20 protein-coding genes and 7 pseudogenes are annotated in these 23,653 nt (G+C 42.0%); 12 read left to right on the top strand and 15 right to left on the bottom strand.

Annotated features, from left to right (window positions below; all coding sequences use genetic code 11):
- Nucleotides 1–511 precede the first annotated feature (511 nt).
- Nucleotides 512–3,219 (bottom strand): annotated as a pseudogene (gene acnA / locus JCM21738_RS05685) (aconitate hydratase AcnA).
- A 332-nt stretch (nucleotides 3,220–3,551) separates the two neighbouring features.
- On the opposite strand from acnA, the gene sspO reads away from it, so the two are divergent.
- Nucleotides 3,552–3,701: a small acid-soluble spore protein SspO gene (gene sspO / locus JCM21738_RS05680; protein ID WP_023614209.1), complete on the top strand. Its 150-nt coding sequence runs from the start codon at nucleotides 3,552–3,554 to the stop codon at nucleotides 3,699–3,701.
- A gap of 38 nt (nucleotides 3,702–3,739) precedes the next feature.
- Here the strand turns inward: sspO and JCM21738_RS05675 are convergent, their stop codons facing one another.
- On the bottom strand, nucleotides 3,740–3,997 hold the full coding sequence (locus JCM21738_RS05675; RefSeq protein WP_023614208.1) for a hypothetical protein: 258 nt from the start codon (nucleotides 3,995–3,997) through the stop codon (nucleotides 3,740–3,742).
- A 114-nt stretch (nucleotides 3,998–4,111) separates the two neighbouring features.
- On the opposite strand from JCM21738_RS05675, the gene JCM21738_RS23065 reads away from it, so the two are divergent.
- Nucleotides 4,112–4,255 (top strand): small acid-soluble spore protein P, encoded by a 144-nt coding sequence (locus JCM21738_RS23065; RefSeq protein ID WP_023614207.1) that lies wholly within the window; start codon nucleotides 4,112–4,114, stop codon nucleotides 4,253–4,255.
- A gap of 65 nt (nucleotides 4,256–4,320) precedes the next feature.
- Here JCM21738_RS23065 and selA read toward each other — a convergent pair.
- Nucleotides 4,321–5,733 (bottom strand): annotated as a pseudogene (gene selA / locus JCM21738_RS27665) (L-seryl-tRNA(Sec) selenium transferase).
- Between the two features lie 161 nt (nucleotides 5,734–5,894).
- Nucleotides 5,895–6,083, bottom strand: a pseudogene (locus JCM21738_RS23060) (Rdx family protein); the annotation flags it as partial.
- 189 nt (nucleotides 6,084–6,272) lie between these two features.
- Here JCM21738_RS23060 and selD point away from each other — a divergent pair.
- On the top strand, nucleotides 6,273–7,325 hold the full coding sequence (gene selD, locus JCM21738_RS05665; RefSeq protein ID WP_081742050.1) for a selenide, water dikinase SelD: 1,053 nt from the start codon (nucleotides 6,273–6,275) through the stop codon (nucleotides 7,323–7,325).
- 30 nt (nucleotides 7,326–7,355) lie between these two features.
- Here selD and JCM21738_RS25425 read toward each other — a convergent pair whose 3' ends face one another.
- The 3 genes and pseudogenes from JCM21738_RS25425 to JCM21738_RS05655 all read right to left on the bottom strand — a co-directional run bounded on the left by JCM21738_RS25425 (nucleotide 7,356) and on the right by JCM21738_RS05655 (nucleotide 9,709).
- Nucleotides 7,356–7,493 carry a hypothetical protein gene (locus JCM21738_RS25425; protein ID WP_243462905.1) on the bottom strand — a complete coding sequence of 46 codons (138 nt, stop codon included), beginning with the start codon at nucleotides 7,491–7,493 and terminating at the stop codon, nucleotides 7,356–7,358.
- A pseudogene (locus JCM21738_RS05660) lies at nucleotides 7,490–8,298 on the bottom strand (NAD-dependent epimerase/dehydratase family protein). Before JCM21738_RS05660 ends, JCM21738_RS25425 begins: the two are co-directional and overlap by 4 nt.
- Nucleotides 8,299–8,518: 220 nt before the next feature.
- Nucleotides 8,519–9,709 (bottom strand): glycine C-acetyltransferase, encoded by a 1,191-nt coding sequence (locus JCM21738_RS05655; RefSeq protein ID WP_023614202.1) that lies wholly within the window; start codon nucleotides 9,707–9,709, stop codon nucleotides 8,519–8,521.
- A gap of 467 nt (nucleotides 9,710–10,176) precedes the next feature.
- On the opposite strand from JCM21738_RS05655, the gene arcA reads away from it, so the two are divergent.
- Complete coding sequence (gene arcA / locus JCM21738_RS05650; RefSeq protein ID WP_023614201.1) at nucleotides 10,177–11,409, top strand: arginine deiminase; 1,233 nt, start codon at nucleotides 10,177–10,179, stop codon at nucleotides 11,407–11,409.
- An 83-nt stretch (nucleotides 11,410–11,492) separates the two neighbouring features.
- On the opposite strand, the gene JCM21738_RS05645 is transcribed toward arcA, so the two are convergent.
- From JCM21738_RS05645 to JCM21738_RS05630, 4 genes and pseudogenes are all read right to left on the bottom strand, one after another.
- Entirely contained in the window at nucleotides 11,493–11,672 is a 180-nt protein-coding gene (locus JCM21738_RS05645) for a hypothetical protein (RefSeq protein ID WP_023614200.1), read from the bottom strand.
- A gap of 54 nt (nucleotides 11,673–11,726) precedes the next feature.
- Nucleotides 11,727–12,007 (bottom strand): annotated as a pseudogene (locus tag JCM21738_RS05640) (AbrB/MazE/SpoVT family DNA-binding domain-containing protein).
- A 219-nt stretch (nucleotides 12,008–12,226) separates the two neighbouring features.
- On the bottom strand, nucleotides 12,227–12,955 hold the full coding sequence (locus JCM21738_RS05635) for a YqcI/YcgG family protein (RefSeq protein WP_023614198.1): 729 nt from the start codon (nucleotides 12,953–12,955) through the stop codon (nucleotides 12,227–12,229).
- A gap of 207 nt (nucleotides 12,956–13,162) precedes the next feature.
- Nucleotides 13,163–14,566 (bottom strand): LVIVD repeat-containing protein, encoded by a 1,404-nt coding sequence (locus JCM21738_RS05630; protein ID WP_023614197.1) that lies wholly within the window; start codon nucleotides 14,564–14,566, stop codon nucleotides 13,163–13,165.
- A 300-nt stretch (nucleotides 14,567–14,866) separates the two neighbouring features.
- Between JCM21738_RS05630 and JCM21738_RS05625 the strand changes: the two genes are divergently transcribed.
- From JCM21738_RS05625 to JCM21738_RS25390, 6 genes and pseudogenes are all read left to right on the top strand, one after another.
- Complete coding sequence (locus tag JCM21738_RS05625) at nucleotides 14,867–16,420, top strand: ABC-F family ATP-binding cassette domain-containing protein (protein WP_023614196.1); 1,554 nt, start codon at nucleotides 14,867–14,869, stop codon at nucleotides 16,418–16,420.
- 202 nt (nucleotides 16,421–16,622) lie between these two features.
- Nucleotides 16,623–17,494, top strand: a pseudogene (locus tag JCM21738_RS27140) (putative selenate ABC transporter substrate-binding protein).
- A 9-nt stretch (nucleotides 17,495–17,503) separates the two neighbouring features.
- Nucleotides 17,504–18,249: pseudogene (locus JCM21738_RS27135) on the top strand (phosphonate ABC transporter ATP-binding protein).
- A 1-nt stretch (nucleotide 18,250) separates the two neighbouring features.
- Nucleotides 18,251–18,610 carry a hypothetical protein gene (locus JCM21738_RS25400; protein ID WP_243462903.1) on the top strand — a complete coding sequence of 120 codons (360 nt, stop codon included), beginning with the start codon at nucleotides 18,251–18,253 and terminating at the stop codon, nucleotides 18,608–18,610.
- Nucleotides 18,607–19,050, top strand: coding sequence for a PhnE/PtxC family ABC transporter permease (locus JCM21738_RS25395; protein WP_243462902.1), 444 nt, complete (start codon nucleotides 18,607–18,609; stop codon nucleotides 19,048–19,050). The genes JCM21738_RS25400 and JCM21738_RS25395 overlap by 4 nt, the downstream gene beginning before the upstream one ends.
- 250 nt (nucleotides 19,051–19,300) lie before the next feature.
- Nucleotides 19,301–19,882 carry a PhnE/PtxC family ABC transporter permease gene (locus JCM21738_RS25390; protein ID WP_243462901.1) on the top strand — a complete coding sequence of 194 codons (582 nt, stop codon included), beginning with the start codon at nucleotides 19,301–19,303 and terminating at the stop codon, nucleotides 19,880–19,882.
- 28 nt (nucleotides 19,883–19,910) lie between these two features.
- On the opposite strand, the gene JCM21738_RS05600 is transcribed toward JCM21738_RS25390, so the two are convergent.
- Together JCM21738_RS05600 and JCM21738_RS24720 are read right to left on the bottom strand one after the other, a co-directional pair.
- Complete coding sequence (locus JCM21738_RS05600) at nucleotides 19,911–20,333, bottom strand: hypothetical protein (RefSeq protein WP_023614191.1); 423 nt, start codon at nucleotides 20,331–20,333, stop codon at nucleotides 19,911–19,913.
- A gap of 370 nt (nucleotides 20,334–20,703) precedes the next feature.
- On the bottom strand, nucleotides 20,704–20,850 hold the full coding sequence (locus JCM21738_RS24720) for a hypothetical protein (RefSeq protein ID WP_023614189.1): 147 nt from the start codon (nucleotides 20,848–20,850) through the stop codon (nucleotides 20,704–20,706).
- 177 nt (nucleotides 20,851–21,027) lie between these two features.
- Between JCM21738_RS24720 and JCM21738_RS05590 the strand changes: the two genes are divergently transcribed.
- On the top strand, nucleotides 21,028–22,149 hold the full coding sequence (locus JCM21738_RS05590) for an AI-2E family transporter (RefSeq protein WP_369385652.1): 1,122 nt from the start codon (nucleotides 21,028–21,030) through the stop codon (nucleotides 22,147–22,149).
- 43 nt (nucleotides 22,150–22,192) lie between these two features.
- On the opposite strand, the gene JCM21738_RS23050 is transcribed toward JCM21738_RS05590, so the two are convergent.
- Complete coding sequence (locus JCM21738_RS23050; RefSeq protein WP_243462906.1) at nucleotides 22,193–22,708, bottom strand: lipase family alpha/beta hydrolase; 516 nt, start codon at nucleotides 22,706–22,708, stop codon at nucleotides 22,193–22,195.
- Nucleotides 22,645–22,920, bottom strand: a complete 276-nt coding sequence (locus JCM21738_RS25385) for a hypothetical protein (protein ID WP_243462900.1) — start codon at nucleotides 22,918–22,920, stop codon at nucleotides 22,645–22,647. The genes JCM21738_RS23050 and JCM21738_RS25385 overlap by 64 nt, the downstream gene beginning before the upstream one ends.
- A 217-nt stretch (nucleotides 22,921–23,137) precedes the next feature.
- Between JCM21738_RS25385 and JCM21738_RS05580 the strand changes: the two genes are divergently transcribed.
- A complete protein-coding gene (locus tag JCM21738_RS05580) occupies nucleotides 23,138–23,641 on the top strand; it encodes a YhcN/YlaJ family sporulation lipoprotein (RefSeq protein WP_023614186.1) in 504 nt (167 codons plus the stop codon).
- The last annotated feature ends 12 nt before the right edge of the window (nucleotides 23,642–23,653 follow it).

Below are 23,653 nucleotides of genomic sequence, written 5' to 3'. Positions count from 1 at the left end.
GGATTGAGCCAGCATTCATGCATTTCGCTATACCCTTATGTAAGAACTTCCCTCATCATAAGGGTACCGTTCAGGCGGTATCGTACCCTTATGTAAGCTATTCCTCCCTTATAAGGATATCGTTCAGGCAATATCATAACCTTATGCAAGTACTTCCTCCTCATAAGGGTACCGTTCAGGCAGTATCATACCCTTATGTAAGCCATTCTTCCCTCATAAGGGTACCGTTCAGGCAGAAAGATACCCTTATGCAAGCCATCCCTTCCTCATAAGGGTACCGTTCAGGCAGAAAGATACCTTTATGCAAGTCATCCCTTCCTCATAAGGGTACCGTTTGGGCAGTAACATACCCTTATGCAAGTACTTCCTCCCTAATAAGGATACCTTTCAGGCAGAAAGATTCCCTTTTTCGAGTCATTCCTACCACCAACCGAAAAATAGATCAATTTTATACCGAAAAAACCAAAAACCCCCTGGTCCATATAATGGCCAGGGGGTTCAGTTGAATTATTTACGCTTTTAGTTTATCACGAAGAACCATTTGCAGGATTCCGCCGTGACGGTAGTAGTCGATTTCGACTTCTGAATCGAAACGTACAAGAACTTCGAAAGTCTTCTTGTTGCCGTCTTCGTCAGTAGCTGTCACAGTGATGATGTCGCGTGGGCGGACTTTTTCATCGATCTGGACATCAAATGATTCTCTTCCTGTCAGACCTAGAGTTTCTGCGTTTTCACCAGCTTTAAATTGAAGTGGCAGTACGCCCATCAATACAAGGTTTGAACGGTGGATACGCTCGAAGCTTTCAGCGATAACAGTCTTGATTCCTAATAGGTTAGTACCCTTTGCAGCCCAGTCACGGACGATCCCATACCGTAATCTTTTCCTGCGATAACCATTAGGCCAGTGCCCTGCTCTTTGTACTTCATGCAAGCATCAAAGATGGACATGACTTCGTTCGTTGGCCAGTAAGTTGTGAAGCCGCCTTCTGTGCCAGGAGCGATTTGGTTCTTGATACGGATGTTTGCGAAAGTTCCGCGCATCATGACTTCGTGGTTACCACGGCGTGAACCGTAAGAGTTGAAGTCGCGAGGTTCTACACCCTTTTCACGCAGATATTTTCCAGCTGGTGTATCTTTGCCGATCGCACCTGCAGGAGAAATATGGTCAGTTGTTACAGAATCACCGAACTTACCAACAATACGAAGGTTGTTCAATGGCGCAACTTCCCCAGCCTCTGGAGTTAAACCTTCAAAGAATGGTGGGTTTGCGATATAAGTTGAATCTTCATCAAATGTATAAAGTGGATCGCTGTTTGTTTGGATCTCGTTCCACTTCTCATTATCAGTGAATACTGTTTGGTATTCTCTGAGGAAAAGCTCTGGTGTAACTACTCGGTGAACGACTTCATTCACTTCTGCAGTTGATGGCCAGATATCCTTGAAGAATACATCGTTGCCGTCTTTGTCTTTTCCGATTGGATCGTTCTGCAGGTCGATATCCACAGTTCCTGCAAGAGCATATGCAACAACCAATGGCGGTGATGCCAGGTAGTTTGCTTTTACAAGCGGGTGGATACGTCCTTCAAAGTTACGGTTTCCTGAAAGGACAGACGTAACAAGAAGATCACTTTCAGCTACAGACTTTTCAATTTCCGGCTTTAATGGACCGGAGTTACCGATACATGTCGTACATCCATAACCAACAAGGTTAAAGCCAAGTGTTTCAAGGTAAGGAAGCAATGCTGAATCACGAAGGTATCCAGTTACAACCTTTGAACCTGGTGCCAATGAAGTCTTAACAAACTTAGGAACTTCCATTCCTAATTCAACAGCTTTCTTGGCAACAAGGCCTGCTCCTACAAGTACGTATGGGTTGGATGTATTGGTACAGCTAGTGATCGCTGCAATTGCAATTGCACCAGTCTTCATAGTTGTTTGGTCGCCATTAGCAAACTCAACAACAGCTTCTTTTTTGATTTCTTTCTTATCTAAGCCAAATCCCTGGTTCCCTGCAGGTGCAGTCAATGCTTCCTTGAAGGACTTTTGCATCTCTGATAGCGGGATCAAGTCCTGTGGACGCTTAGGACCGGAAAGGTTAGCTTCGATTTCTGAAAGATTGATTTCTACAACATCAGTATAAACTGGCTCTAATGCAGGATCGAAGAATAATCCGTTCTCCTTGCAGTATGCCTCAACCACTTTAATGTGATCTTCTGTGCGTCCAGTTAAACGCATGTAATCCAATGCTTCTCCGTCAACTGGGAAGAATCCGCAAGTTGCGCCGTATTCTGGTGCCATGTTGGCAACTGTCGCACGGTCAGCAAGTGGAAGTGTAACTACGCCAGGTCCGAAGAACTCGACGAATTTGCCAACTACACCTTTGCTGCGAAGAACCTGAGTCACTTTAAGTGCAAGGTCAGTTGCAGTAGCGCCGTTCGGCATATCTCCTACTAATTTAACACCTACTACTTCTGGAACTGGGAAGTATGAAGGCTGGCCAAGCATTCCAGCTTCTGCTTCGATACCGCCTACGCCCCATCCAAGAACACCAATACCATTAATCATTGTAGTATGTGAGTCAGTACCTACCAATGAATCAGGGAAAGTTTCAAATTCGCCATCTGCATTCTCTACAGCGTGGACAACATTTGCAAGGTACTCAAGGTTAACCTGGTGCACGATACCTGTTGCTGGTGGAACAGCACGGTAGTTATCGAATGCTTTTTGTGCCCAGCTCAAGAACTGGTAACGTTCAGCATTACGTTCAAATTCAAGTTCCATATTTACATTTAGTGCGTCTGGAGTTCCGTATTTGTCAACCTGTACAGAGTGGTCGATTACTAGATCAACCGGCTTCTCAGGATTGATTTTGTCTGGATCCCCACCCATGTCAGCCATTGCTTTTCTAAGTGATGCAAGGTCAACGACTGCTGGTACACCAGTGAAGTCCTGGAGAATGACACGGGAAGGCTTGAAAGGCACATCCACTTCTTTAACTTCGCTAGTTCCCCATTTTGCTAAATTTTCAACGTGTTCTTTTGTAATCACAAAGCCATCATGCTGGCGAAGTACGGATTCAAGCAAAACCTTCACTGAGTAAGGCAGTTTTGATACATTGCCGATTCCAGCCTTTTCTAATGCTGCCAGGCTATAGTAATGATAGCGTTTCCCGTCAACTTCAAATGAACTGCGGGCGTTAAAAATATCTTGGTTTGACATATGTTTACCCCCTTCTTTTACGTAAACATCATAAACTAAATATAAGTAATTGTCGAAAAGTTAGAATCTTGTATTCCATCCTAACTTTTCTCACAATTTCATATTAATATAACCTTGTGTATAAGTAAATAACAAGAAAGTTATTGTGGTTGATAAGTTTTTCTTATTATAAAAATTGTAAACAGTATTAAAACAATCTGAAGGGGACTTTATCAAAGAAAAAATCATTTCCCTTTCTACGCCAACTTGAACAAAAACTATTTTACAAAAATGAAAAAGCTGGATTGTGCAGTGTTTTACGGGAAAAAATATGGCAGATGGAGGTGAATTCTGTGGTAAAAAGAAAAGCAAATCATGTCATTCCCGGAGCAAATGCTGCAAACGCCCAAGGCATTGGAGCTGGATATAACGAGGAAATGGCAAATGAGCCATTATCAGAACTGGAAAAGCAAAACAATAAGAAGAGGAAAAAGAATCATTAAGAAACAAAAAGCGGAAGGCTTCCCTTCCGCTTTTCCTGTTATTCCATATTAACCTCAGTTACAATGCTTTGCAAATCCTGCTGGAATCTTTCAAGCTGTGCCCGTTGGTGTTCTGATGCGTTTTCAAGGGCATTTTCGATTTGCTGGAATGCTTCGTTTACTTCATTTTTGAGGTGTTTCAGCTGATGTCCATAGCTTGCGCTGTCACGTACGATCTCCGAGTATAGTCCTTGTGCGTCTTCGAATCCTTGCTGTGCTGCCTGAAAGGATTGCTGTTTATCTTTATGATAAGGCATGTGTGATTTCCTCCTGGTGTATTAAATCTATACCGTTAAATTGCTCAGTTACAAGTAATTTATTCAGTATAAATTCGATAGAAAATCTAATCCTAAAGTCAGGAGGGATGAGCAATGAACAAAAATGATTCCAAAGATATGCGAAAGAATGCTCCGAAGGGCGATCAAGACAGCCAGCCTGCTCCATTAAGTGGATCAAAAAAAGTAAAAAACCGAAACCATACTCGCCAAAAACATAACTCACATCACGATATGTAAAAAATTCAAGGCGCATTGACGGCGGAAAACCTCAAAAAAGTAAGGGCAGCCAGAATAGGCAGCCCTTACTCTTTAATTTGTTTAAAAGCATTCAAAAGATGTCCTTCTTCTTCTTTTGTAACGGTCCGAAGATCAACATTAACCTCTTCCTTTTGTATGCGGACAACGATTGCCGGGGAATGTTCAGTACGGAGCTTTCTGGCAATATGTTCAGCGTTAACCTCCGGATGACTTATTGAGACAAGATAGGTTGGAAGCTGGACATCAGGCATCGTCCCTCCGCCAACCTGGCTGGTTCCTTCTGTCACAACCGCTTTTAGCCCAATTTCAAAGGGATTAAGGTCCTCGACAAAACGCTCAGCCCTGGCTCTCAGTTCCTCAAGAGGAACAAGCAAGTCTCTTAGTGTCGGGATATGGTGTAAGCCATGCTCACCCCTTAAGTAATCCATCAAAGTCCCCTCTAACGCCGCTAGTGTCATTTTATCTACTCGAACAACTCTAGCCAGCTGGTGTTTTTTCAGCTTATCAATCAGTGCTTTCTTCCCTGCGATAATACCGGCCTGTGGCCCGCCAAGAAGCTTGTCCCCACTGAATGAAACGATATCTGCCCCCATTTTCAGTACTTCTCCTACAACTGGTTCGTCTCCGATTCCATGGCGGGTGAAATCATAGAGAACACCCGCTCCCAAGGTCTTCGTAAAAAATGACCTGGTCGTGCTTGCTTGATAATTGGGCCAATTCTTCTGTATCGACAGTTTTCGAGAATCCATATATTTTAAAATTACTTGTATGAACCTTCAAGATCATCCGGTATCTTCAGTGATTGCATTCTCATAGTCATATAAATGTGTTTTATTTGTTGTTCCAACTTCCACTAAATGAGCTCCGCTTTCTTCCATAATGGAAGAAATTCGGAAGGAGCCGCCGATTTCAACAAGCTGCCCGCGTGAAACAATGACCTCTTTGTTTTTTGCAAGTGCACTCATGATTAAATAAATTGCTGCTGCATTATTATTAACGACCATCGCTGCTTCGGCCCCAGTGACTTTTTTAACCAGGCTTTCGACATGGCTGTGCCGTAACCCGCGCTCGCCTTCCTTCAACCGATATTCAAGATTGGAATAATTCCTCGCGGTTTCTACTACATGCTTCACTGCATTCTCGCTCAATCTTGCCCTTCCAAGATTCGTATGCAGAATGGTCCCTGTAGCGTTAATGACCCTTTTCAGTGTATAGTCAAATCTCTCTGTTGCCGATGAATCAAGCAATGTAAATAGATGGTCAAAAAACAGTTGGGTACCAGGCTCTGGCCCGCTCCATTTTCCGTTCACAATCTCTTTCCTTATATCATTTAATACATCTTTGATTATGTCTGTAAAACGTTCAGCGTCTGCATCATGCTTCTTGGCCAAAACAACAAACCTGGAATCTTTCTGTAGTTCATGAACAGCAGGTAGCTGCCTTAAAAACTGTTTCAAACTGAATCTCCCCCACAACATTAGTGCATTCATTAATTATATCATTATTGCCCAATTAAAAGTTTTTTCAAAACGGTGAACTTTAAGGATAAATGGAAAGCGTATAAACCGTGAAAAATCTTGATAAAGTGTATAAAAAAACCCTGGCAATTTGCAGGGCATTATTTCATCGCTTCCATTTGTTTAATCATTTCGCCTGAATCAGGGAAAACACCTGTATCCAGTTTCGAATATATTGTCTGGCCATTGATCGTGACTTCAAAAGCTCCTTTGGAAGCTGGGATCAGTTCCATCTTCTCAATCTGGCTTCGGAAATGCGTGAATAATTCTTCCGCGAAACTCGCGGCTTTTGGTGCATAATTTCACTGCATGCAAAATTGGATGGTTACTTGAAAATTCTTCATTGCAAAATCCCCCTGTAATACTTTTTATATGTATTTACTGTCATTTTAGTGTAAAGCCAATAACAGTGCAAATAATATTAGCTTAGGGATGATTTTCAAAACAAGAAAGAGTATACTTTTTTGGAGGTGATCAGGTTGAGTGAACACGAGAAAATCCGTTTGACTTCACTATCAACAAAGGCTGGCTGAGGATGCAAAATCAGTCCCGAGGACTTGACGCAAGTTTTGCGTCTATTGCCAGCACAGGAAAATGTTCCTGAATTGCTTGTCGGACATGAGACTTCCGATGATGCAGGTGTATATAAACTTACAGAAGATATCGCCCTGATCCAAACGATTGATTACTTCACCCCTGTAGTGGACGACCCATATATGTTTGGACAGATTGCAGCCGCTAATGCCCTGAGCGATGTTTATGCAATGGGCGGTGAACCTAAAACAGTCCTTAATATTGTGGGCTATCCTATTAAAAAGCTTGGTCCAGATATGCTTGCAGAAATATTAAGAGGTGCCAGTGACAAAGTGAAGGAAGCTGGTGCATTGACGATCGGCGGTCATTCAATCGATGACCAGGAACCAAAATTCGGCTTATCTGTCACGGGTCTGGCCCACCCTGGAGCCATCTGGAAAAATGTCGGTGCAGAACCGGGTGATCTGCTTGTTCTATCAAAACCTATTGGAGTCGGTATCTTGACTACAGGAATCAAGCGCAGCGCTGTCACTGCTGAACAGGAGCGGGAAGTAACCGAAACAATGGCTTTACTGAACAAGTCTGCTGCAGATGCGCTGAAAGACTTTACTCCACACGCCGTTACCGACGTGACAGGTTTTGGCCTGCTTGGTCATGGCAGCGAGATTGCACGTGGCAGCAATGTCAGTTTTGAGATTTCGTTAACGGATGTACCTGTTTTAGATGGTACATATGAATTGGCTGCAAAAGGAATAGTGCCAGGAGGATCAAAATCCAACCATAAATGGCTGGATAACAATGTGGAGTATGAGGACATTTCTACAGAAGAGCAGTTGGTACTATGTGATGCGATTACTTCTGGAGGTCTACTCGTTTCGCTTCCTGAAAGTGAAGCCGGGCAGTATGTCGAAGCCTTAAAAAATAAAGGGCTCTTTCACGCGGCTATCGTTGGGAAAGTCATAGAAAAGAAAGATAAACTAATCTATGTAAAAAGGTGAAATCAATGAGATTTCACCTTTTCCTTTTATCTATAGCTTTGCTTTTAATTTTTCCAGCATGTCAGCAGTCATACTTGAGATGTCATATTTCGCTTTGAATCCCCACTCTTCAGCCGCAGCTGATGCATCGATAGAATTAGGCCAGCTGTTGGCAATGGCCTGTCTCACAGGATCGACATTATAAGAGATTTCAAACCCAGGAATATGCTTCTTGATTTCCGCTGTAAGTTCCTCTGGATCAAACTCATTGCCGTAACGTTAAAAGCATTTCTGTGCATCAGCCTGGAAGGGTCAGCTTCCATCAGGTCAATGATCGCCCCAAGCGCATCTGGCATATACATCATGTCCATATAAGTGCCTTTATCAATATATGAACTGTATTTTCCATTTTTGATTGCTTCATAGTAGATTTCTACAGCATAATCCGTTGTACCTCCGCCTGGAGGGGTTACATAAGAAATCAATCCAGGGAATCTTACTCCTCTTGTGTCTACCCCAAAACGGTGGAAATAGTAATCTGCAAGCAATTCGCCGGCAACCTTGTTCACACCATACATGGTAGTTGGACGCTGGATGGTGTCCTGAGGGGTACTGTCCTTAGGAGTATTAGGCCCGAATGCACCAATGGAGCTTGGTGTGAAAAATTGCAAATTGAGTTCTCTTGCTGTTTCAAGAGAGTTCATTAAACCGCCCATGTTAAGGTTCCAGGCAAATACCGGCTTTGTTTCAGCGTGGCAGACAGCAATGCTGCCATATGCATGATGGTATCGACATTATATTTCTTTGCAAGTTCCATCATTTTGTTTGCGTCCATTACATCTAGGATCTCAAATGGGCCGTTGTTAGCAGCTTCTGAATCAGTTATCCTGATGTCCGTCGCAATTACATTGTCCTGACCATAGATGTCACGTAGTTTAACTGTTAGTTCAGAACCAATCTGGCCAAGCGCGCCAGTAATCAAAATCTTCTTCATTTTAAGTACTCCCTCCATAAGAAAAGCGCAAGCGCCTAGGTCAGACCCGACAAGCGCTGGTGGGCCTGACAGTGAAGTCGTTCTTTGACTTTCATTGGCAGGACCGAAGCGACTCGAGGGGCTAGGCGCTGGAGCTGGACATCAATCTAAGTTTAATAAATCGGACTTTATTACAAGAGAAAAAAGGAAGCCGGCTTGTTAAACAAACCAGCATATCCAATTAAATAATTTCTAATTCCTTGCCGACCTTTTCATAAATAGAAATGGACTTGTCAAGCATATCTTTTGTATGTGCTGCCGAAGGCATATTTCTTACACGGCCAGTTCCACGGGGTACAGTAGGGAATACGATGGATTTAGCGTATACTCCTTCTTCGTACAATCTTTTGCTGAACTGCTGCGTCTTGACTTCATCACCAATGATACATGGAGTGATTGGTGTTTCTGAATGGCCAATGTCGAAACCGAGTTTTTGCAGACCGTCCTTCAGATAGTTTGCATTCTCCCATAAACGCTCGTTCAATTCTGTGCTTTCCATCAAAATTTCGATTGCTTTTTTGCTGGCAGCAACGTCGGCCGGAGTGAGTGAAGTTGAGAAAAGGAACGGACGGCTTCTAACCTTCAGCCAGTCGATCAAGTTTCGTTTACCCGCAACATAGCCTCCTACAACGCCAATGGCCTTTGATAGAGTTCCAATTTGGAAATCGACTTTATCCGAAAGGCCGAAATGCTTAACAGTTCCAGCACCTTCTCCAAGCACACCTGAACCGTGTGCATCATCGACGTATGAAATAAGGTCGAATTCTTCTGCAATTCCAACAATTTCTGGAAGCTTTGCGATGTCTCCATCCATAGAGAATACGCCGTCAGTGATAACCATGATTTTATTGTATTGGCCTGACTCCTTCGCTTCTTTTGCTTTTGCGCGGAGATCTTCCATGTCTGAGTGGTTGAAGCGGATGATCTTTGCTCTGGATAAACGGCAGCCATCAATGATTGATGCATGGTTCAATTCATCGGAAAGGATGGCGTCATTTTTATCCATGACAGCTGAAATGGCAGCCATATTGCACATGAATCCGGATTGGTATGCAATCGCAGCTTCTGTCTTTTTGAATTTCGCCAGCACTTCTTCAAGTTCAATATGCAGCTGGAGCGTACCATTGATCGTTCGCACCGCTCCTGCACCCACTCCAAATTTTTCAATGGCTTCATCTGCAGTCTTTTTCAGTCTCTCATCCGTAGCGAGTCCAAGGTAATTATTTGAGGAGAGGTTAATCATCTCTTTCCCATTAATGGTTATGACTGGTCCATTTGGGCTCTCAAGCGGGTCGATTACATTATATAAACCCTTCCCTTTTAAATCCTCGAGATTCTCATTTAAAAATTGGTCCAATGTTTTACTAGACATCGTAAATCCCCTTTCTGCCGTCAAATTTGGCATGTCATTATAATGGATACATCTGTCTTTTTGGAGAGGACAATATTTATGCCTCTTTTTCCATGTTTAATGTGTGTTTACAAAATATACTTTATCATATTTATTTTGTTTGTACATCTATGAAGGACAGAAAACGCTTTCTTTTTTATCTATTTAGTTTTCCCTTTTTTTGTCATAATGCGTGATTTTTTTGAAATCCGCTTTCGCATCGGAAGCAGGTTTTTCAGTGAAATCCTTTCCTTGGCAATTAAACGAAGACTCTTCCCCTTTGAAGAACGACTCGAAATTAGGTTTGAAAGTTTTTATTAGGGTATAGAAAAGGAGGCCAGTCTGCAGGCAAGCAGTTTGGCGGGGGCAGTGAAATTTTGAGTTTTACATAATGATCACTTCCTCCTTATTTCATATAGAAATAGATACTGAATATGGAGGCTGCTTATATGAAATACCCTTTGAATGTAACGTCTGAAATTGGCGAGTTAAAATCCGTGGTCCTGCACCGGCCAGGAAAGGAAGTCGAAAACCTGACGCCCAAATACCTGGAACGGCTCCTATTTGATGATATTCCTTACCTGCCGGCGGTTCAAAAAGAGCATGATTACTTCTCGGATGTATTAAGAAACCGCGGTGTTGAAGTTCTCTATTTAGAAAAATTAATGGAAGAAGCATTAAAAACTGATGAATTACAACAACAGTTCATCGATCAAGTATTGAATGAAAGCAAGAGCAATTTAAATGGCTCGAGACAAACAGTCGAAGAGTATCTTCACTCTCTTTCAACTGATGAAATGATCCGCAAAGTCATGTCAGGGGTTCTAAAATCAGAAATCGAGCCAGAGAAAAAAGTACATTTACATGAGCTGCTCGATGATTACTACCCATTCTTTCTTGACCCAATGCCCAACCTTTATTTTACAAGGGACCCGGCAGCCGTTATTGGAAATGGAGTTTCTTTAAACAAAATGTGTGAAGGTGCAAGAAAAAGAGAATCTTTGTTCATGGACTTTATCATTAAACACCATCCAAGATTCTCAGGGCATGATATTCCACATTGGTATGACCGCGAGGAATATTATCCATTAGAAGGCGGAGACGAGTTGGTACTCAGTCCTGAGGTGATTGCGATTGGGGTTAGTGCAAGGACGTCTGCACAAGCGATTGAAAAATTGGCGAAACGGATTTTTGCAAGGAACGGTACTATTAAAAAAGTAGTTGCAGTTGAAATTCCTAAATTAAGAGCCTATATGCATCTTGATACTGTATTTACAATGGTTGATCATGAGAAATTCACAATCCATTATGGAATTGAAGGTCCTAATGGAAATATGAAAATCTATATTCTCGAAAAAGGCAAGGATCCTGACACGCTTAACATTTCCGAGCGCTCAAATCTTACAGAAACCCTTAAAGAAGTCCTTGGTCTACAGGAGCTCGTACTTATTCCCTGTGGAGGTGGACATGAAATTGCAGCAGCCCGCGAACAATGGAACGACGGCTCCAATACACTTGCGATTGCCCCAGGTGTGGTCGTTACTTATGACCGTAACTATGTTTCGAATGACTTGTTGCGTAAAAATGGAGTGGAAGTGATCGAGATTCCAAGTTCGGAGCTATCAAGAGGACGTGGAGGCCCGCGCTGCATGAGCATGCCTATCTACCGAAAAGACTTGTAATCAAAAAGCAGTCCTGGAAGCAGGACTGCTTTGAATGTTGGTTTATAAAATAATCTTTTTTGTACTAAGAATAATGTCTAGCTTCAGCGCCTAGCCCCTCGAGTCGCCTGTCTAGTTTCGCCTCCCAGAAACTCCGAAACTTCAACTCCGCCCACAGAAGCAAAAAGCGCTTCTTTGTCGGAGTCTCCAGTTTCTGCGTTTCTGAACAGTCGGCTATACATTTCAATTTCGGTCCGCCCAATGAAGTCAAAGAACGACTTCACCGGTCGGCCCTTCACCGCTTGTCGGGGCTGATCAAGGCGCTTACGCTTTTATTTCTAGCTAGTTGCGAGGTAGCTTTGCAATTCTATCATCAATTGCTCTGCTCCCTCTTTACTTAAGATAATTTTCCCGTCTGCTAGTGACATATTATCACTGCTGATTGTCCCAGTTATGATGCAAGTCCGATCTGGCTGGTATTTCTTCAGGATTATCATATCCTCATCCACAAAAATTTCAAGCGGATCACTTTCACCGATGCTCAATTTTTTCCTAAGCTCCATCGGAATGACCACTCTGCCAGCTGATCAGTCTTCCTCACGATTCCTGTAGCCTTCATATAGCATCCTCCTTAAAAAAAGTGTGAGATGTGGATGTCTGTTCTTTGAATAAGTTCTAGCCCAATACAATTATAGCAAAACCAGGCATAATTTTACATATTAAATATGTCGAATTCGGTTCTAAAGAATTTCACTAAGAGAATTGAATTATCAAATCAACCAAGAATCAAATGACCTAAAAGAGGCTAAACTCCGTTATCAGAGTTTAGCCTCTCGTCTTATTTATGGTGAAAAGGACATTTGCCTTCTATTGGTTTGCTGTCGTCACCGATGAAATACATTTTCCATTCTCTATGTTCCGGGTCGCCATAATGGCTGACATTAGGGTGCTTTGGCAGGTTGTCCCATTTCTCTACGCGCTCCCTTACCTTTTCACGCGACATACTTCCGCCCTTTGAGGTTCCTTCAAGTCCCTCGAAGATTCGGCGCGGCTGAAATCCAAGAATAAGACTATTTCCCAGGTCCCTGGTCTTTCGCTGTTTATAGGCAGGAGCATTTCCGAAAGCAAAAAATGGTTCACCTGCAAACGAAAATGCCCATAAATGATGGTCGGGATCTTTTGGATAATCTGCAGGCCATGGCTTCGTATCTTTTTCGTGTAAAAACTGAAGTACATTCCAAAAATATTGACGATAATACTCGATTGTTTTTTCTTCCATTTCGGGCTCGACAAATACAAACAATCCATGTCTTATAAGAGGCTTGGATTCATCAAACAATGCAATGAACTCTTCAATAGCGCCGGGCAATTGATCCCAATTGTCCCTGCTGATATATGAATAACGGAGTTCACCTTTTTTCTCGGCAGACATCCCGAAGTAACAAGGAAACTCCCGATGAGTGACGACATTCCGGAAATTTTCATATTCATTTATTACCCATTCAGGTACAAGGTCAGGATTGACCATATCTTCCTTAGTAAATAAAAAACTGTTGGTTACTGTCATGTAATACACCTCAAATTAGTTAGTCAGTGACCATTTACCCTGTCTGTTTATTAATAAACAAGTTGCTTACCTTTCAAGGTATACAGAAGTTTTTATAAAAGCTGATTTGAACATTGATTATAGCTTTTCTAACTTCCGATTTTTTAAAGGTATAAGAGCCTAAAAAAAGCAAAAGCATGCATCTCTGCATGCTTTTGCTTTTATCCTTTACTCTACTCCATATCTGGGAGTTTCAGCGGAACTATTATTCTTTAACAAAACTTTTAATCCTGACCCAATATCAGATGCAAGAATATAATTCCTGTCTACAAACACTCCCCATACATCACTTTTTTCAGGAACATATTGCCCAACCTGCACAGGTTTTGCAGGGTTTGTTATATCAACGGCATATACTCCTCCTGCATAGTGGGATAAGTACAATGTGTTTCCGTGTACTTTAGGATCATGGACTGTGTTTGCGAATGTAGTACCATCCTCCACGTTATCAACTAAATCAGTCTTGAACTCGCTTAGCAATTTAGGGTTTGTCTTATCCTTGATATCAAAGATCCTTGTGTAACCATAGGATTGTTCATAGCCTTCTCTTATCGGTACGTAAACTTCCCTGGTTTCTATCAGTACATTTCCTCCTTTTGCAAGGGTTGCCGAGTGTGCTGACCCCTGCTGGTCGGAACCGAAATCTGTGCGTCCCAGGTATTGAGGGTTTTCGGGATTGCTGATATCAAAAATGACTGTTCCGAGATCCCACATGGAGACATAAGCATACTTACCGGTTTCATCTATCATTGTGCTGTGATTGAAGACTGGACGGGTTTTTCCGTCAGGAGAATTCCAATGGTATCCGTTAAAATCATCCGGAATTTCCTCCAGCGTTCTTGGATCGAACTCCCATAGCTTTTGAGGGTTAGCAGGGTCGCTGACATCAACAACCTGGAAGTCCTTCTCCTCCCCATGGCTATAATAGTCTGCATAAGGATTGGCGGCAAGTACGATCGCGCGGTTTCCCTGCATCGTTAAGTATAATTCATGAGTTCCCCTTGTCTTTTTTGTTACCTCATAAAATCCTAATTTTTTTGGTTCTGTTGGATTTGTAACATCATACAGAAGGAATCCTCCTTTTGAATCTGGGTTTTTACTATTTAGCTGCTGGACACTTACCACAGCAAGGTCACCTTTGAAAGTGGGTGTGTTTACACTTTTAACAATCACCTTTTCCTGCCACGTGCCCGGGATATCATTGTTGGCAAAAACAGCAACCTCTTTAGGATTTGACGGATCCTTCAAATCAAATACACGCACGCCTCCGTTTGCGCCATTTTTGGTGTGTGTTCCAAGATATGCATACCCTTTATGAGCATAGACATCCGCAAAGCTATTCTGTTTTCCGTCTTCCCTTACCGTTTTCATTTCAGGAGCGGCTGCTTCATGTAAAAATTGAAGGTTTTTGCTGCCCTCCATTACTGGGACAGAAACGTTGCTATATCCAGCCCTCTCTCCTTTTTCAATATTGACATCCCCAAGCTCGTCATGGGCAAGGACATTGAATGGGACCGAAGAAACCGTCAGAGCACCAGCTAAAATAAGACTCGATAACAAACGTTTTTTCATTATTTAAACCTCCTTCTATGTATTGAATAAAAATATAGCAGAGGTGAAAACTACGATTCAATTAAAAAACTGTATTTTTTGTAAATTCAGTTAATTTATCCTAATTTTATAATTTACTACTATGTCTATGGTCGTTGTTTCGGATTCCGAATTAGGTAAAATTCCACAAAGCTGGCATAAACAGTTTCCATATCTTCCAGACTAGAAAACGCTGGTCGAAAACCAGAGATTTTAGTATGATTAAGAAATGTGATTGAAAATATTTGTTCTCTTAGAATAGATTAAAGCGAGGATTTTATCATGAGTTTATTAAATGTAGAAAATTTAAGCCACACATTTGGGGACCGTACCCTCTTTAAAGATGTTTCCTTTCGTTTGCTGGCGGAAGACCACGTTGGTCTTGTAGGAGCGAATGGTGTCGGAAAGTCGACATTGATGAATATCATTACTGGGCAGTTGATACACGATTCCGGTAAAGTTGAATGGACATCAGGTGTTGAGTATGGATATCTTGACCAGCATACAGTTTTGACACCCGGAAAAACAATCCGCGATGTATTGCGCGATGCCTTTCTTCCACTCTTTAAGAAAGAAGAAGAACTAAATGAAGTGACAGCAAAAATGGCGGATGCAACTCCCGAGGAGCTCGAAAAGCTACTTGAACAAATGGCCGAAATCCAGGATGCCTTAGATGCAGGCGGTTTCTACTCCCTTGATATGGAGGTCGAAGAAGCGGCGCGGGGTCTTGGTTTAGACGCAATCGGTATAGACCGCGATGTTTCTGCGTTGAGCGGCGGTCAGCGTACAAAAGTACTGCTTGCAAAGCTATTGCTTGAAAAACCAAAGGTTCTCCTGCTTGATGAGCCGACCAACTACCTTGATGTCGAGCATATCCAGTGGCTTACAAGATACCTGAAGGATTACCCTTATGCTTTTATCCTGATTTCACATGACACTGAATTCATGAACCCGGTTTCAAACGTCATTTTCCAGCTGGAATTTTCAAAGCTCACACGCTATACTGCTACCTATGAAAAATTCCTGGAATTGGCTGAGATTAACAAGAATCAGCATATCAACGCATATGAAAAACAACAGGAATTCATCAAGAAACAAGAAGATTTCATTGCTAAAAATAAGGCACGCTATTCGACAACGGGCCGTGCGAAAAGCCGACAGAAGCAGCTTGACCGTATGGAACGAATTGACAGACCTGAAACAGCCGTGAAACCTACTTTTGAGTTTAAGGAATCACGCGCAAGCAGCCGATATGTATTTGAAGGCACTGACTTTGAAATTGGATATACTCACCCACTTCTCCCTAAAATGTCGGTTACGATCGAGCGCGGCGAGAAGATAGCGATTGTCGGAATGAATGGTGTCGGTAAATCGACGTTGTTAAAAACGATGCTTGGAAAAATCCCTGCGTTGAGCGGCAAGATCGAACGCGGCGACTTTCTCTTCCCTTCGTACTTTGAACAGGAAGTAAAAGCAGGAAGCATCACTCCGATTGAAGATGTCTGGAGCGAATTCCCGGGCATGGATCAGCATCAGGTCCGTGCTGCATTGGCACGTGGCGGCCTGAAGAATGAACATATATCCCGTCCGCTGAACCAGCTTAGCGGCGGTGAGCAGGCGAAAGTCCGCCTGACAAAATTGCAGATGCATGAGAGCAACTGGCTGTTGTTTGACGAGCCTACCAACCACCTTGACATTTCTGCGAAAGCAGAATTAAAGCGAGCATTGAAGGCTTATAAAGGGACGATTGTCCTTGTCAGCCACGAACCGGATTTCTACGAAGACTGGGTAACAAAAGTCTGGAATGTTGAAGAATGGGCTGGAAAATCGAATTAAAAGCATTAGGAACCTGACGGAATTTTCCCGTCAGGTTTTCTTTTAAGTGATAAAAAAAGTCTTATTAACACTCTACTTGGGACCGGATAACCTCCCTTCCAATAATAGTCATATTTAATTTTACAGAAATGTATTGAGTTATCCACGTGTTATTGATAAATTTTATAGGATACATAAAATTTATTTATAAAGGTGATTACAAATGAAAAAATTGATTGCATTATTAAGCTTATTGATGATTCTTGCCCTTGCAGCTTGTTCTGACAATGGTACAGACTCAGGAAAAAAAGACACAAAAACAGAAACGATTAAAATCGGTGCAATTCCTGACCAGAATGCAGCAGATTTGAACCGGAGCATGGAGGATTTTGCGAAGGACTTAGAAGAGAAAACAGGATTGAATGTTGAGTATGTCCCTTCTGTTGATTATTCCGCGCTTGTCACTGCGTTTGAACGTGGCGAAATCCAGCTTGCCTGGTTTGGCGGCCTCACTGGTGTACAAGCAAGAAACTTAGTTCCTGAAGCTGAAGCATTTGCACAGAGACCGATCGATGAAAAGTTTAAATCCGTATTCATTGCCAACAATGATGTGAAGATTGATAGCCTGGAAGAATTAAAAGGGAAATCCTTTACTTTTGGGAGTGAGAGCTCTACTTCCGGTCACTTAATGCCGCGCTCCTTCATGATGGAAGCAGGTATAGACCGGACCAGGACCTTGATGGAAAGCCGAATTACTCCGGTTCACATGATAAGACTTATAAGCTCGTTGAATCAGGTGCGTACCAGACAGGTGCGTTGAATATTTCTGTATGGGAAGCAGCTGTAAAAGAAGGCAAAGTAGATGAATCAAAGGTAAAAGTATTTTATACAACTCCTGAGTACTATGACTACAACTGGACATTAAACAAGATGGATGCAGATACGAAAGCTAAACTCAAAGAAGCTATCCTTTCCATGAATTCTGAGGATAACGAAATCATGGAATTATTGCAGACTGATAAATTCATAGAAACGAAAAATGAAAATTACGAAGCAATAGAAAAGGTCGCAAAGCAACTTAAGATCATCAAGTAGGTGGATTTCATGCAAGAAGCAATATGCATTAAGCAAATATCAAAAATTTATGAGCGGAAGATAGCCTTATCTTCCCTCTCTTTTACTGTTAAAAAAGGAGAATTAGTTGCCCTGATTGGTCCAAGCGGAGCAGGAAAAACTACCTTGCTGAACTTGCTGGCAGCCATTCTTCCACCAAATCAGGGTGAAATCCTGATAGACGGCCACCCTCTCTCTAGACTAATGGACCATAAGAAGAGAGCAAAAAAATCGGTATCATTCGCCAACAGTTTGACCTTGTTGGTGAGCTTCCGGTCATCCATAATGTTCTAGCTGGCAGGCTGTCCGAATGGGGAATTTTTAAATCACTTCTATCCATGCTGGTACCTCAGGATAAGGAATATGCAATCCAGGTACTGAGTCGGGTGGGATTGACAGATAAATTGTATGAAAAAACTTCTTCCCTCTCCGGTGGAGAACAACAACGGGTAGCGCTTGCAAGGCTTCTTGTCCAAAATCCTGAAATCGTCCTGGCCGATGAACCGGTTGCCTCGCTAGATCCAGCGCGTGCGGAAGATGTCCTCGATCTATTGGTTAAAATCGCATCAGAGGAAAAGCAGACACTGATCGCCAGCCTTCATTCAGTCGAATATGCAAGGAAATATTTTGACAGATTGATAGCCCTTAAAGATGGCGAACTCTTCTTTGATCTCCCCGCTTCCTCCGTAACTGATGACCATATCAGGAGCCTTTACAGACTACAGGAGATCTCTTGATATGGATAAAAGATGGTTAAGCTTTGAGCTCCATAAACGTAAGATCCTTACACTGATCCTATTGCTGGCATTCATGTTAAGCCTCTTCTCTGTTGAATGGAATAGTAACTTAATTCACAGCGGAGGATTCAAAACTGCAAAACAAATTGCTGCAGCATTTTTCACTCCTGATTTATCGGGTGACATCCTTCTTCTCGCCTTGGAATCAAGCTGGACTACTCTTTCTTATGCTGCTGCCGGCATGAGTCTGGCGATTATCATTGCCTTTTTCTATGGCATTCTAGCAGCAGGAATTGTGGTATCAGAAGGTAAGATCAAAAGGTATATACGGCCTTTTTTAGAGGACAGCTTGGCTTCATGAGGGCCATTCATGAACTCGTTTGGGCCTGGTTATTCGTTGCGTCGATTGGTCTCTCTCCTTTTGCCGCGATTTTTGCCCTGGCTATACCATACGGCGGCATCCTCGGGAAAATTTTTGCAGATATGCTGGAGGACATACCGAGGGAACCGATTAAAGCTTTGGAAGCAGCAGGCGCCTCCAAACTGCAGGCTTTATGGTATGGTTACTTGCCGATGGTAAGGGCAAGCATTACCAGTTATGCGATGTACCGATTCGAGTGCGCGGTTCGTTCATCTGCTATTATGAGCTTTGTCGGCATCGGCGGACTGGGATATCAAATACAGTTGAGCCTTGATGATCTTCATTATGATGAAGTCTGGACTTTTGTGTTCTTTTTAATCACCCTAGTCATCATGATCGATCTCTGGAGCAATCAACTAAGAAAGAGGCTGGTACAATGAGGAAACATAAGATCAGCTTTGTAACTGCTTCTGTTTATGCTCTATTGCTCCTTGTGGTTGGATCCTGGGTATCGATATTTATTGTTGAAAGTGCAAGCTTGTCCTTACTGTTTTCAGAAAAGAATCTTTTTACGCTAGCAAGTTTTTTAAGGGGCTTTTAGGTATCGATGAAGAAAGTCCAGCCTATCTTAATGCTGAAAACTGGAGAAATGCACTGGACCTTACGATTGAAACATTGGTCATGAGTGTGATGGCTACTGGCTTTTCGACAATTGCCGCACTCCTGACGGTTGTGCCCGCAGCAAGGAATGTTGCGGACGGGTCCCTCACGCTGGTTAAAAAATGGCATGGTTGGTTTTCATTTGGTGTTGTTCGCGGGGGCTATATCTTTTCTCGGGCAGTCCCGGAGCTTGTTTGGGCAATGATCATAATCTTTATTTTTAAACCTGGAATATTGCCGGGGGCAATCGCACTTGCTCTTCATAATTTCGGGATTCTTGGAAAGCTTTTTGCAGAGGTAATCGAAGATATAGACTCTAGGCCGGTTCGGAATCTTTCTTCATCCGGGGCAGGGCGTTTTCAGCTCTTTTTGTATGGAGTACTGCCGGCTGCTCTTCCCCGATTCCTGACGTATATTCTTTACCGTTGGGAGGTCATCATGCGAACGACAATTGTCGTTGGTTTTGTTGGTGCAGGAGGACTGGGCCAGCAATTCAAGCTGAGCATGAGCTTCTTCCATTACACAGATATTACGCTCTTGCTATTTTTCTATATTATCCTGGTATTCGCAGCCGATTACACTTCTGAAAAAGCGAGAATCTTCATAAAATAAATCCGGCCATGTTAGGCCGGATTTTCCCTTATAGAATATCAATTTTGTCCAGGCCGTTTTCCAGGAAGTATTTTTCGTAACGTGCTTTTAGTTGGAAAAGCCGATTGATTTTTTGCTCAATTGAAGCTTCGATAGTGACTTCACGTTTTAATTCAATCGTAGCGAGCTTATGGGTAAGCTGATCCCAAAAGACATTTTCCTCGTACTCATCAATAATCACTTCCACCGTATCCCTGAGGTCTTCAGAAAGATAGTAATATTCCTCTTCCTCGTCATAGTAAATTCCCTCACCAGCTTCAAAGTCCCTTGATAACGAGAAAATATATTGTTCAAGATCCTCCGCTTTACTCACCAGTTCCTGATTTGCTTCAGTCAGTCCTAGAGGCCAGTTTCCAAGCTGCAATAATTTCACTAGTGTCAGATATTGTTCCCTTGAAAGGTCAATTCTCATATAACCCTCCCCTTTCATATGCTTGTTCAATATATATGATAGAACAACGGCTGGCTTTCCTAAATATAACTCCAGTTGGTACTTTTTTTGTTACCGCCTCTTTCTCACACTCAAAATATATATACTTCTTAAGAACAAAAAGCGCAAGCGCCTCGTTCAGCCCCAACAAGCGCTGGAGGGCCGACCAGTGAAGTCGTTCTTTGACTTCATTGGGCGGACCGAAGCGACTCGAGGGGCTAGGCGCTGGAGCTGGATTAAGAAAACCTGGATAGTTATCCACATTGAAAATATTTTATAATTTCCTTAATTTCCTATTAAAAAAATAAAACGGCAAGCCGCTGATTAAGGGCTTGCCGGATTCTATTTGAACCTAGTTACTGATATTGATTGCTTTACCTAATAGCTGAATATCTTTATAAATCTCATTTTTCAGTTCCTTATCCTCGCATTGCGCGTACTCATCGAATAAACGGCCAAGTTCTTTGATAAATAACAGATGTTCTTCGACTGCAACCATACAGAGACCCCTTTACACAGAAGATGACCAGTGGCTAATGCTGCGATTCTATTTATGTTGACCAGAATATTTACCCGTTAAAACTTATATGAAACTACCAATTTTTATAATTATATGAGGAAACTGGACACTATATGACAACCAGTTTGTTTAGTGGATAATGATTTAAGGTAAGTAATAAGAAGATACATAAATATTCAGGGGGTTACGCTATGTGGATTCAACGACCTTTTTTTTAAATACGCAACCGGAACCATTCTGCTGCTACTTATCATCTTCCTCTTTGGGAAGATAGACTACTTTGTTTGGCCGCTGCAAAATTTTATTATCGCGATTTTCTTTCCTATCTTGATTTCAGGTCTTGTCTATTATATTTTAAGGAAACCAGTTCAATGGTTTGATCAATACATGCCAAAAATAGTGAGTATTTTGCTTGTCTTTGTTCTAGTAGCTGGATTATTTTCAGGATTTGTTTACTTTGCAGGTTCCCAATTAGGAGAACAAGTCAGCGAAATAAAGGAAAACTTTCCTCAAAAAGTAGATGAAATAACGGAAGAGTCGAAAAAAGTCATCAATGATAACCAGCTGGGATTTATTAATGCGGATGAAATCAAGCAGAGGGCACTGAACTATATGAGCAATATCTTACAAAGTTTGGGAGAAAATCTCATGACGGTTTTTTCCGTGATTACAAGTGTCGCAACTGTTCTCGTGGTAGTACCATTTATTGCTTTCTTCTTATTGAAGGATGATGAAAAATTAAGGCCTTATATTTTGAAACTACTTCCTGAAGAACATGTGCAGGAAGGGAATAAAATCTTAAAAGATATTGATAAAACGCTATTCACCTATGTAACTGGCCAATTTATCATCGCGCTTGTTGACGGGATACTGATGTATATTGGGTATAAGATCATCGGACTTGAATACGCCCTGATCCTTGCGATTTTCACGATGTTTTTAACAGTCGTTCCATTCCTGGGTCCACTTATAGGTGTTATTCCAGCATTATTCGTTGCCCTCACAAGCAATCCTATGATGATGTTAAAGGTACTTATCGTCCTAATAATCGTGCAGCAGCTTGAAGGGAATCTTGTTACTCCTCAGGTAATGGGCAAAAAGCTCAGCATCCATCCAATCACCGTCATCCTTCTGTTAATCGCGGCAGGCTCCTTGTATGGCTTCGTAGGGATCCTGATCGCCATCCCCCTTTATTCTGTAGTGAAGATTGTCATAAAGGATGTGTGGAAGTTTTATAAACTCAGAGAAAAGAGGAACCTGATCAACACAGATTCATAATCAAATTACAAAAGGCCAGCTTCGCAGCTGGCCTTTTGTATATCTAATTTGTATTTCGCCCTCCATCCTCCAACCCGGTTTTAATCAAAGGTCTGACTATTGAATCTGTCAACAGACCGCTATGGCTCACATCACTAATTTCAATATTCTCTGCTCCATTAATAATTGAACTCGTATAGGGATTTATGACTGTATCCGCACTGCTGTATATTGACGTGTATAGGATGGCCGCTGAAGGGTCACTGCCATTTGGTGTTTCGTCAACACTGTTTAAGTCGTTCAGGAATGCACTTCCGGGAACCATTTCTCTAGCTCCTTCTGTCCACAATCCAAAGTATGAAGAGTTCGTTCCGTGATGAGGGGAACCTAATGTGACTACATCATCTACTTTTTGGGCACCGTCCAGGTATTTTACATAGTATCGAGTACTCAGCCCACCCATACTATGTGCGACTATATCTACTTTTGACGCTTTCGTCTGGCGCAGGACGTTTTTCACGAATGATTGCAGTTCATATGCATTGTCTGCACTGCTTCCTGTAGTATTTGAATATTGGATAGCAAACAGGTAGTTGGACGGCCATCCCTGCTAACAAGCCATTGTTTCATATTATCAAAGCTGGAAGACGAACCTGTAAAACCGTGTACAAAAACGACTGGATCCTTCTCAGAAGCTACAGGCACTTTTCTAGCCGCTTCGGCTGGTGAAAAGACGGAAAGAAAAAAGACAATTGTTATAGCGATACTCATCAAACCCCTGATCTTGTTCATTAAAAACCTCCTAAACTTTTTATCTATTAATCTTATGGCGGCGCTTTCATAAAATTCCTCCATCTTTTCAAATATCCACAACGCCTTATTTTCCAGTACCCAATGACCAATCAAAAAATTATCTTTTCTAACTTTTGATAAGTTGGGAGACATTTAGAATAAAACTCCGATGATTTGGACATTCTATTTGCGATTTTAAAATTAGGAGGATTTGCCAATGAAACGAATTAGCGTACAGGCGTTTATTCTGATTATGACCGTCCTTTTGTTCACTGGCTGCAATACATATACGGATGAGGGAGCAGAAACTTATCAGATAAATAATGATGGTGCACAAATTCAGAATATCAACGACGAATACACTTCCAATTCATATAATCAAACATATAGGATGCATGTGGATGAAGACGCGGAGGAACAAGTAGAAATGCTTAATGAAGTTCAAAGCGCTACCATCATCACCGTGCAGCAAAGAGCTTATGTGGCCGTAGTTCTCGAAAACGGTGATACAAAGGGCATTCCGGGTGATTTAGAGAATAAAATATCTCAACAGGTTAAAATCAACGATGATTCAATTGATGATGTTTATGTATCATCCAACGCGGACTTTGTTGTCAGTATGACAGACTATAAGGAGCAGCTTCAGACCAGGAGACCGATCGTAGGGCTTACTGAAGATTTTAATGCTACTATAGAAAGAATTTTTCCTGAAAATCGTTAAGATCCAGCCAGC

The organism is Mesobacillus boroniphilus JCM 21738, from assembly GCF_000517385.1.
In the GTDB taxonomy this organism is placed as follows: Bacteria; Bacillota; Bacilli; order Bacillales; family Cytobacillaceae; genus Mesobacillus; species Mesobacillus boroniphilus.
The sequence above is the reverse complement of the archived record's forward strand: the minus strand, read 5'-3'. Positions and strand labels throughout refer to the sequence as shown.